This is a genomic window from Shewanella sairae (genome assembly GCF_023283535.1).
GTDB lineage: Bacteria > Pseudomonadota > Gammaproteobacteria > Enterobacterales > Shewanellaceae > Shewanella > Shewanella sairae.
Window position 1 is genome coordinate 1 of sequence record NZ_JAKILT010000225.1, and the last position, 554, is coordinate 554.

The 554-nt window shown below is 41.2% G+C and carries 1 pseudogene; it reads right to left on the minus strand.

The features are described from left to right. Positions 1-119 precede the first annotated feature (119 nt). A pseudogene (locus tag L2748_RS24315) lies at positions 120-425 on the minus strand (transposase); the annotation flags it as partial. Between the last annotated feature and the right edge of the window lie 129 nt (positions 426-554).

A 554-nucleotide genomic window follows, 5' to 3' on the forward strand; every position in this document is an offset into this window, starting at 1 on the left:
AGGCGCAAGTCTTGTAGAGCGTGTATTTCAAAATCAGTAAAACTCATAACAAGTTTAGGCAGTCGCTGCTAAAGGCGTTAGGTGTTTGTAGATACCATCTCTCAGAGCCGAGTACAAACCTAATTTAAAGCTAATAGTGATTGATACCTTGTTTGGTTCTTTATCACACCAAAACAAATTTGAATTAGCTTTCTCATTGCCGCACCTAAAGCTTGCATCTTTGTTTTCCCTGCGGCTAAAAGTCGATTCTTTTGCGCTTTAATATCTGGGTTATGTGTTCCAGCACTAACTGCTGCTAAAAATATTTTAGATCGAATTCTGGATGGGCCAATTTTGCTCAGTGTCGTTCTCCCTTTAAACGAACCTGATTCATTTAGCTTAGGCGTCAGGCCAACATATGCTGCTGCTTGCTTAGCTGTTGAAAAGTAAGCGATCAATATAAGACGGATTCCTTGAGGGGAAAAGTTTAGATAATCTCAGAACAAATCCCATTCTGAGAACATCCTATGACTACGTATCGTCCCCGCCTCACCACTAACCAGAAACGAGCGGTC